This is a genomic window from bacterium (genome assembly GCA_018812485.1).
Classification (GTDB): domain Bacteria; phylum JAHJDO01; class JAHJDO01; order JAHJDO01; family JAHJDO01; genus JAHJDO01.
The window spans coordinates 28,608-39,868 of sequence record JAHJDO010000137.1 but is presented as its reverse complement, the minus strand read 5'-3'; the positions used below and the strand labels follow the sequence as shown (position 1 = coordinate 39,868).

The 11,261-nt window shown below is 42.1% G+C and carries 1 protein-coding gene (only partly in view); it reads left to right on the top strand.

Going from position 1 to position 11,261, the window contains the following annotated elements; all coding sequences use genetic code 11:
- Positions 1–72: 72 nt before the first annotated feature.
- A protein-coding gene (locus KKC91_11905) for an iron-containing alcohol dehydrogenase (protein ID MBU0479254.1) crosses the window boundary here: on the top strand, positions 73–11,261 show its 5' end (the start). The gene runs 16,990 nt beyond the window's last position; the window shows 11,189 of its 28,179 coding nt (coding positions 1–11,189); the start codon lies at positions 73–75; its stop codon lies off the right edge, out of view.

Sequence of the window (11,261 nt, the reverse complement as noted above, 5' to 3'; positions counted from 1 at the left end):
TGTGAGAGGATTAGTAGAAGTAGTACTTTAGGTAAGATAACAGTCGGATTAGCAGCTGCGGCAGGGGCTATTGTGTTATGGGGCCCTAAAGCAGCAGAGAAGATTTCAGGCATAGTTTCTTCTATTGGCAGCGGTGGTGCGTTGGAAGCTGTAGCCCCTACACTAAATCAGGCAGACTCAATAGGAATAGCTATTGTGGCAGTACTTGTATTGTTGACTGTTGTAATGGTTTTTACGGTAGGAAGACGTAGCGGAGTTGGGTGCCTTATCGTACTTATTGCAATAACAGCTGTAGGTGCAGCGGTTGCTGCTCCATACTTAAGTGAGCTGTTAGATAAGGTGTTAGGTCCTGGCGGGCTTAGCATGATGCTGGGTCCCCTTGGCCTTGGTTTGGTGGGTGCGGTAGTGGGCAGTAGTAGAGATTATTATAATGTTTTAGGAGTAGATAGGACTGCATCCAATAAGGAAATTAAGAGAGCCTATCGTAGAATAGCCAGAAGAACGCACCCTGATGTAAATCCAGGGAATCCGCAAGCAGAGGCGCGCTTTAGGGAAGCCAATGAAGCTTATGAAGTGTTGGGGGATGAAGAAAATAGAACACTATATGATAGATTAGGTCATGGTAGCTACTCCTCGACTCGCCGGAATCAATCAACCTCTTGGATGGGATGGCAGCCTCATTCCTCAGCAACACGAGGAAGTCAGCCAGGTTTTGATACAGGAGCTGCAGCTATGTATACCGTCGATCAACAAATGATGGATGAATCTAGGGATAGAGTTCGTCAACAGATGCGTGCAGCTATGGCTGGATTCAGTCAACAGATGTATGAAGCTACGGCTAGATTCGATCAACAGAAGGCTGCAGCTATGACGTATAGTTCAATGTGGAAATTTTTAGGAGGTGCTGGCAGTAGCGCTAATCATACCTCTCTTGAAAGTTTGGTTAAGAGATTATGGACATCTTGTACTGCCACTGGTTCAGGATACCGCGGCGTTGATCAAGAACTTATTTCAGGACTAGTCGGATACATAGATCTCCCGGAAGTACAGGAGGTATTAATGGCTGCATTCTTTCATGATATTCAACGCAGCATTAATCTTATATCTCGACTTGAAGTAGAGATGATTGCTTACATCTTTGATCTGGTTTCTGAAGTTAAAGATGACGATGTTTTAGATAATGTTGGCTCGATCTTCAGTGGACTGGGACCAGACTTGGCTTGGAGTATCTTTGTTTGCCAAGACGGAGAAGGACAAAGGATTATTTCAGATAGAAGTCTGGGAATAATATTTAAGAGGATGGAAGTCGCTTCTTTAGGAGAAGTGTTAAGAAGGGTTGATAGCAGCCTTGAAGCATATTCATTGGATTATTCTTTAGGGGAACAATTAACAAGGCGTGACATAGATCTTGTAGCAGAATTATTGAGTATTAAGCAAATTGCCCCTAAGTTAGTTGTGGATATCCTTGATTATTTTGACTCCAGAGGCGATTCGATATGGTCAACGCAGGTTTTGGAGAGCATGGAATCTAGGCGCATCGCTGAGATAATGAATGCCTACCTTAGAAAGGTTTTCGGGAACACAATGAGATTATCAGACAGAGAACAAACCAGATGTGCAGGGATTCTAGGTAAATTACCTGGGGCTTTACTTTTCGATGTTCTCCCATTACTGGAAAGACGATTTTCTTGCACCATGGCACCCGGTGAACCCGCCGAAAAAACTCCTCAACCTTCTCATTCATTCGCTGCAGGTTTGTTTGGACTAGGCGCAATTTTAAATAATGCCCAGGAGGCCCTGACAGGAGTTAATTCTAGTTCTATTTTATCAGGACTGACGCAACATGTGCCAGGCTTAGGCCCTTCCTCCATTAACTGGCAGACTCTAGCGGTGGGCGTGTTGATAGGTGGGGTGGTGGCGTTGTTGGTATTACTAGCTATTCAGGTGCGTCGGATTTATCAACGCAAGGCCGATAGGGAAGCAAGAGTTAATGATACGGAACAAGTCAGGGAGGTTATTGTCTACACCGCATCATCGGATGTGGAGTATTGCCTGTTTAGGGGGCCTACGCAGTTTCCTGTAGAAGGGCAGATATTTGGAACTACACACTCTGTCAATCCAGATGAGCCCTTGCATCGAACACTTTATGCTTTGGGTGATATAGGTAGAAGCAGAGACGAAGGTTATTCATACAGTCAGATGAGGAGAGTTGACTCTAGCGGAGATAGTAGAACTTATTATTCTACAACTTCTAAAGATAGAGAGGAAGTTAGGGCTTTAGTATGTTCAGAGCCTGGACTTCTTGCTGAATTATTACGCCGTGAAGCAGCGGATCCAGACTACTGGGGTAAATGGAGGAGTGACTGGAGGATTACTATCCGCGATGTGATTGATGTCGTTGTTCGCCATGCAGAGATGGAAGATGAGCTTATTGAGGCATTACAGGGGTTAGGATTTAAGGATTGGCGGGAGTATATAAAACACTGGAGGAGCGAAGATGGCCGCCCTGATTCAGAAGGACTTTTTAGAGAGATAGCGAGATCCACTCATAGGTTTTTTATGGATTTTACTGATGGTGAAAACCCGGCATGTCCGGATTCGGTTATAAGAGAAGATGAAGGGACCGGATCTATATGTTTGCAATTTGGCGATGATGTTATTTCTCTTGTTGAAGCAGGTGTTTCTGTAGAGAAGATGGAGTCGGATGGTGAGGTATATTATGTGGAACGTAAAATATCACCGACGAATATAGGAGGATTCTTTATCGTTATTCTCGGAGGTCTTTTAGCAGGCATTGAAAATGATGTGAATGATGCACTTGATAGGCTGGATAATGCTTTGAAAAGGTATGAAGAACTTACGAAACATAAAGGATTTTCTTTCCAGTGGTACACTGCCGAAGGAGAGCCATGTAAAGAAACGAGATGGATAAAAGGAGAGGAAAAAGAAGGTTTCTGGGTATCGACCGTAGATTCAGGACTTTATGCAGCATTTGCAATACAAGCAATGGGACTCTTGAGGGAGATATCTTCAAGCTACCCTGGATATAGGGACAGGATAGATGGAATAGTACAACGGCTTGATAGGACAGTGCAGGAGATGCGATGGGATATATTGTATGATGGAAAGGATAATGGGGATAATAAAGCGTTTTTTACAGGAGGATTGCTTACTGGAGAAGGAGAATTTTTAATTCCAGAGAATGCTCATTACGATATGATTAGCGAGGTTTTGTTGGCCATTATAGTTGGTATACTTACTGGATATGTGCCAGAGGAATGCTTTACTCATCTTTGCAGATGGGTGGACCCGGAGAAAGTGCCTCTGCCAGAAGATTCTCATATTGGTACGTGGGATGGTACTACGTTTGCTTGGGCATTGTCGTATTTATTGATAGATATATTAAAGACCCATCCATTAATGCAACAATCATTAAAACAGCTTGTTGTACTGCAGGATAGAGATGCGAGAGAAATGGGAGAACCTCTTGCGCGGTCTGAAAGTTGTTATTTGGTGCATGATGATAATGGTAGAGCTATTGAGAGGTATGGGGCTATAGGAAGTAGGCGTATAGCTGCAAATAATAGAGATTCAGAACTCTTGGCAGAAGGATTGCCAGCGTCGGCCTATTCAGCTGGGTTAACATTAGTAACGAGTCCTGTGTTTAAGGAAATAGCATATAAAGTCTACCTGGATTTTATTTGGTATGTAGCACAGGGCAACTATGATCCGAAATATGGTTTCGGAGATTCAATGGATTCAGACAGACGTTTAGCTAATCATCAGGCATGGCTTTTTATGGCGTTATTGCCGTATATTCTTGAAAATAGGAAAATAATTGATGATGCTTTTCTTAGTCACCCGTGGAATCGTGAAGGAGCAATTGCCCAGGGAGATTTTGTAGTAGGCTTATTAAATGGCGATACTGACGGAAGGGCAAGGCTTGTAATGGATGCGATGAAAGAGTGTGGAGTTATAACAGCCGAAGGGCGCTACACAGTACCTCAAGGTGGAGAGATCAGGGCTGTTCAGGGCGAACTTCAAAAGGCGCTTGTTAGTAAAGGGATAGAAGACTTAGATGCTGGAGAGGTAATAGCCTTTGTGTTAAAGAGAACTCAAGAGAAAAAAGGTAGGCTTGATGGGGAAGAAGGTTTACTTTATAGAGACCCTCGAGAATTGCCGTTATTGCTAGGTAGAAATGAGGATGGAAGTATTATGAGGGAATGGGGAGAGGTCAGACAACCCGGAGGTGTAGCTGAAACCTTAGCAGCTGTTAGTGGTTTCAGTACCTTAAGCCAGTTGCCGAATTTTCTTGGAGGAGCTCAGGATTTTCCTGACATTTCATCTAGCTGGCCGACTCTCCAGGGTTTCTTTGAACAGGCATCTGACTTGGTGAGGTTGAATCAGGAAGGGGTATTGGCAATACTAGCAGTGTTGCTGGCGGTTGTTATAGTAACAGGCATAGTAATAGCAGCATTAATTCTAATAACTCGGGTCCTTCATACTTATAGGACCCGGGAGACTGAAACCCAGTCGGTTTCACCTGAAGAAAGGATTCCTTCTGGTGTATCTCTTGAGTTAAGGGACGGATTTTTAAGATTTTTAAGAGAGACATTTATTGAAGGTGTACATGTAACAGCTGATCGTATATGGCAGGAAATGCCTGAAGATCTTAGAGGGAGTATTCCAGAAGAAATGATGCTGGTTATTTTGCAAGACGTTTCTCGCTCAGGTGATATTTTAAGATTGACTATTGAGGGAGTAGAAGTTTATCTTTTGATGGACCTGGAGCGTGTTACAAGTGAAAGCTCGATCATTAAGAGAATATTGGGAACGCCTTTTTATACTGGCACAGGCGGAGGTATGGCTGATATTCTGAGAAGCGGCCACTGGACATTTTTACCTCTAAATGTACGCGGTCGTTATCTAAGAGAGTTATATGCAGGCCTCACGTTAAAGGAACAGGCAGTTGTAGACTTATTTATTGACGCATATGTAAGTATGGCAAGGACATTGCCTGAGGGATTAAGGGACCAAGTGCCAGAAGAGTTAAGAGAAAGTTATACTGATGACTTTCTCGATGATTTTCTTTCAGAGGAAAATCTGGAAAGGCTATGGCAAAAGAGGTGCCGTATCTTATCAGAAGAGGATTATAGTCAAGCACCAATGGATAAAGAAAAGTTCAAACAAAGTTTTGCTGCTTTAATAGAAGATACAGATAAAGTTAAGACGTTGCTTTCCGCATTAAATAAGGGATTTGAGTCTCTGCGCCAGGACATGCCCAATGTAAAGACCTATAGAGAAAGGGATGGGTTGGTCCATGGTATAGAAGAGTCAATGTATGCGGCGATTTCTGATTTAGTGGATATACAGTATCCATCAGGTTCCCCGCGGCCTGATTCGTTACGTATACCTAATAGGGAAGATGATTTTTACGGCAGGATGTGTCGTTTCTATGCAGAGATATTTGCCATGGCTTACGAGCCTACTTATGTAGCTAAGCCGACTTTTGCTTTATACTGTGTAGCAGAAAGGCTGAGGCAGGAGATATTTGGTTTGGAAGATTTTTTTGAGATGGAAAAATACAGGGCGAATTCGGCAGCGTTGGAAATATTCTCTGCATTTCATGATGAGTTAAAACCGTTCTCAGGATGGGATATTCCTGAAGATGTTCAGAGCTCTCCTTTAGGTGCGTATAGAGAAAAACTTCCAGTAGTGCAAAAGCTCTGGGATAGATACGGAGCAGATTTGACTCTGAAACAGCCTGATTATTATATACGCAGGTTGGTGTGGATGCATAGAAAATTGGAGAGGTTGTCTTTGCTTTGTGCAATAGCAAATGCTATGGATTTCGGTGACCCTAAGTTCCAGCAAGAGGCGCAAGAAGCAGGGTTTGATGAAAAGGCATGGATGGTAGATAAGATAGAGGAGGGGCTTGAAAAAGGCTTTTACGAGAGCGACATTGATGAATTTTTTGAGATCGTAGGCGCTGCCAAATTGGAATTTGAAAGAGTAAAAGAAAATAATGGTTGGTCTGATGATGATGAGAGGATTGATGACAGCAAACGGCCCAAGATAATCATATTGACTGACAATGCAGGCGAGACAGTCTTGGTCATGTTACTGGTTGGATTTTTATTAGCACTTGGTTTTAATGTTGTTATTGCCAGCCGCGATGTACCTGTAATAAATGATATGACTCGAGAGGATAGCAAATCATTACTCGAAGAATTCAGAGAAAGAGGATATTTTAAGAAATACGGCGAAGAGCGGCTTAAGGTGATTTCGTCCGGTGCAGCTATGTTTGCCACTCCACCTGCTGACTTAAGCACAGAGTTTTTAAGAGAATATAATGATGAAAATACTGTCTGTGTCTTTGCCATGGGACAGGGTAATATGGAAAGTCTATGGCAGGGCGAGTGGCGTGAAAAAGCATGTATACATTGTTTGACACTAAAAGACTCGTTAAAAGTATGGGGCCTTCAAAACATCCCTTCTCACTCACCATTGCTGCTGGTTAATCTGCCTATACGACCAGAAGATATAATAATGGCAGATAAAGAGGTTTCAGGTGAGACAGTTTGTCTGAAAGACCGGCCAGACCTTATAGCAGTTTTAAGAGCAAAAGGTGTAACTATTATGGGTGACGAAAATATTTATATTTATCCTGAAGAATTCCAGGGACCTTTAGTAGAAGGCATAGCAGATTGTTTTGAATCAAAAGGGATTGTTTTAGATGCCTCGACTGGCCTGATTTATTTAGGCCGATGTGCTATAGGAAAAGATACGCATATAGACGGAAGAGGTGGTGTAGTCATTAGACGAGGGACAGCAGTTGGCAGAGCTTGCCGTGTTGCAAATGCAGTACTGATTAATGCCGAGATTGGAGATGGAGAAAAAGTTCGAAGAAGAGTGATTATAGGTAGAGGCCCAGATGAAAAGCGTTTTCGTCGTGGACGATCCGGAGAAGTTATGTCCACTATGGGTCTTGCGACAATAGGCCTGCAGCCACTTTCTGTCAATAAAACCCTTTATAATAAACTCGTAGCTAACGGCGTTAGGATAGAGGGGGAACTCAGCACTATTTATATTGCTGATGGAGTTGAAATAGCGCCGGGTACAGTAATACATTCACACGTTGTCTTATTAGGCCAGACTGTAGTTGGACGAAATGTGGTGCTTAATCCGCTTGTGTACTTAGTTGATACACAGGTAGAGGAAGAATGTAAGTTATCAAGGGTTACGGCAGCAAATTGCAGATTCTATCCAAGAGTTAACATTGATGATATTCCGTTATTGCGGGACGAGCAGGTTTATCCTTATGGGAGTGTCCCTGAAGGAAGAGAGATCATTGGTTTTGTTGTTGATCCTGCGTTAGAGAAAGGTGAAAAAGGCATAATGGGGGTAAGATGTAGAGACCGGGCTGCTCTTTCACGTTTTAGTCTAATTAGTAGGAGGGCCAGGCATTTATCTTTTGGTGAGATTAAAAGAGCAGGTGAAGAAGCGAAGGTAATCGATATGTTATTAGAGCAGGCAAGGTTGGGTGTTTATGTGGCCAGTGACTTGTTGTTAAGGTTGAATAAAGATAGGCAATTTACTGATGAGTTTGGCGATAGAATTATGGAAACGATTGAAATGGTCGTTAAAGACCCGATGTTAGATGACTTTACTTTACATCAGGTTAAGGCATTTATTGGACAGATTATCTGGGTCTATGCAAAGTCACCCTTTCAACTGATAAAGAGAGAAGAAGATGAAAAGGTAATAGAGGTTGCAGAGGTTTTAATAGGTACTCTAGATAAAACTCAGGATGCCGGAAAGAGGTTAGAGCTAGCCATAAAGATATCTGCATTGTCCAATATCAGTATATTTGACAGGTTTATACCAGAGGATGCGGATGATGAACTGAGTTTTGCAGTAAGAAAATTCAGCTCAGTTGTTGCTTCTATACGTGAGGGCAAAATTACGGATGAACTATTAAATTTAATTGCAAGTAAGGCGTACATAGCCGTGGATGAGGCAGAGGATATCGTCGAGCGATTACTGGTAGTGCCAGAAGGGGAGAGACAAAATAAGACCGTAATCTTCAATATAAATAATGCCGGAGAGGTCATCTATAATATGGTTTTAGTACGGGAGGTCTTAAGACTCGGCTACAAGGTAGTTATTTCAGCTAACGAGGGGCCAATCGACGATAATTACGATGTAAGAGATTTGAGCGAATTACTCCAGCATCCGAAAGTAAGAGAAGAGAACTTTTTAGGAGAGTTTCTAACTGATGGCAGAATAAGGATGGTTTCTAACGGGTCAGTATCTCCAGGTCTGGATTTGAGTGATCTAAGCAGGGAGTTTCACGGGATAGCTACTGATAAAGATACTATAATGATGATATCTGTGGGCTATTCCTTGGCAAGAGATGCTCTCACAGAAAGCTTACCTTTGGATGCAGCATATCTATGTTGGGCAAAAGATCTTAAAGACCCCAGTGTTTTTCAAAGAGCAGGTCTAGAAATTAAGAGGGGCTGGGCAATGGCCAGTTTTGTAGGTAAAGGTGGACAGACTGCCCTGAGTAGAAAGTTGTCTTTGGAGATAAGGCATCTTGTCTCTCAGGTGTTCGGGCTTATTGGCTTATCAAGATTAGTGCGAGAAATAGCTGAAGGCCATAGTATTGAAAGCGTTGCAGGATTAGATTTAAAAGATAGCTTGGTCAAAGCGCTAACCTTTTTCGCTAAATCAGGAGTATATAGCCAGGAAGAGATAAGCAGCTTTTTAACGCCAAAACTTATTTTTATAGAAGGAGATGAAGCTATTGATGTTGCCTATAGAAGACAATTAGAGCAAAGAAAAGAACTTCTATTTAGAATTAGAGATTGGCATGCTGAGTTCAATAAGCTTATAAATGGCTTAATTAGCATAGAAACATATCTAAATGGGTTGGCTCAGGACAGAAAGAAACCAGATCCTGAGACAGTAATCGCAGTTATCCAGAGAAGGTTAGGTTTGTCTGGATCTGAAGTCGCGGCCTTACAAAAACGTATTACACCTTCATTGCACAAAAGAAGATATGATGTTCTTCTTTATGAGATCTTAATATTTGTCTTCTCTAACAGATATCCACGTATGACAACAATAGTAAATTTGAGAGAAGTAATAGAGGAATTCAGGGTCTACGAGATTCCTTTGGCAGTTGCTCTACCTTATCTCAGCCGCACGGTTTCTGCATTGGCCGTATCTGAAAGTGAGTTTGAGAGTATCTTACAAGAAGAAGATTATTTTGATAAAGTTTTTGCTGGAAAGCTCGACGCTGCGATATCTGGTGATAGTAGGGTGTCTTTACAGGAGAGGTTAGTATCGGCTAAAAGTTATGTTAGAAACCATATTGTTACTGATAGAAGCAGGAGTCCAAGAGAATATCATTTTGCAGTAAGGATGCTTTTTGTCGGCCTTCTTGGAGTTAAGAAAGCCCCTGTAGGGATAAAAGGAGTAGATAAAACTTTAGCTGATTTAATTACACCTGATGAGGTTAGTTGCTATTCGTTGGAAGAGCTCGGCGGTATTTTAGGTCTTGCCTTTAGGTCAGGTGCAAGTGTGACAAAATTAGAAGAGCGCATGGGGCTACCCCAGTATACAAAACTTACTCAGGGAATCGTAGCATTAGTCGATGATGTAAAATGGCTGGTAGTAGATCGTGTAAAGACGTTAACCGAAAAAGGCAGGCCAGCAATAGAGGCGTTTTTAAAAGATACGGCAGTACCAGTATATGGCCGTGCCATGTTTTTATTTGGCATTTTTAGATTAGCGTCAGGTGAAGGATCAAGGTTGAGTGCCGAAAATTGGACTGATTGGGTTGAAAGTGGGATACTGGAAGATTGGGAATACGATTGTTTAAATGAAGGTTCAGAGATTTTAGCAGGAAGTGAGCGAGGTGATTTTAGTATAGACTCCTCTACTAGTTGGCACGCCTTTATGGCTAATGAGCAATATCCTGCTGAATATAAGATAGTCTTATTGGAATGTGTAATTAAAGAAGCTGAAGGGAAAGAAGATACTCTTTTACATTTGGAAGCGCTCTGCACCATGTTAAAGATATATACGGATTCCCAAAATACAGTTAGTTTAGAACGGGTCAGCCAAGAGATTATTAGCCTTGTCTATGGATTGGATATAGAGAGGGTGCGCTCTTTATTACCCGGAATGAGCGATGTTACAAGAAACAACACTATTTTAATAATAGAAAACCGCATGAGATTTTATGAACTTATGTTTAACCGGATGGGTAAGTGGCGTAGAAAAATGCCGGTTTTAGCCGAATTCTTAAGACATGCCTTGTTACTAAGAGAAGCATATTTAAGCTTAGGTGGAGCAGGAATAGAAAAAGTTGATGGGGTAGTTGATAGAGTAACAGAGGTACTTATAGAGCTGGATGAGACAAATTTAAAAGTTCTTTTTCAGCAAGATACATTTAAAGGAGAACCTGGGATAAAGATTATGCTGCTTTCGATACTTAGAGAAATAGACCTGGGCTTTCTCAATGGAGTGTTGATTAGCAGTACCCTGACAGGTGATATTAGGATTCCTCTTTTAACTGACCCGAGCCCAGAAGTTCGGGAGTTAGTTACAGAGATTCTTAGCCAGACAGATAGAGGTAGGCAAGCACTAGAGTCTATTGGGCAGGCTGAGGCTCCTAATTTCGATGATGATGATGGGGCTATTGTTGAAGATAGAGCAGCAGGGGTCATGATGGGCGTGGGTGCCATTGGAGGAGTGCAGGATTTTCTTAGCCGGGGTGTGAAGGATTTTATTGTGCAGGGACAGGACGTTTTTCCGGATATTTTATCTTTCAACTGGTGGATGTGGGTTGTTGGTTTTGGTGCGTTGTTTGTTGGATTTTTGATTTTAAGGCCTTATTTACAGCAGCATAATTATAAGCTAGTCCCGGCAATTAGAGATTATCTTAGGGATATGATGGGGCAAAGACTACGTCTTGCTGGAATATGGGGTGACGGAATAAAAACTATAAAGGCTGTTTTTATTGGGCCTGAAAAGAAAACGGTTTCTTCTACTGGTTTAGTAGGGATTACAGTGGCAGCAGTCTTATTAACCGCAGGCCTTGCCGGGCCTGTAGCGGTCGGGGCTTTAGGTCTTTTGGTGGCATTAGGCGTAGTTTCTGTAATATATTCACGCGCTCCGCCAATTAGAAGATTCGCTTTGATTGGAATACCTCTCGTCTTTTTAGTCTTACCATTGTTTGCCGCACAGCC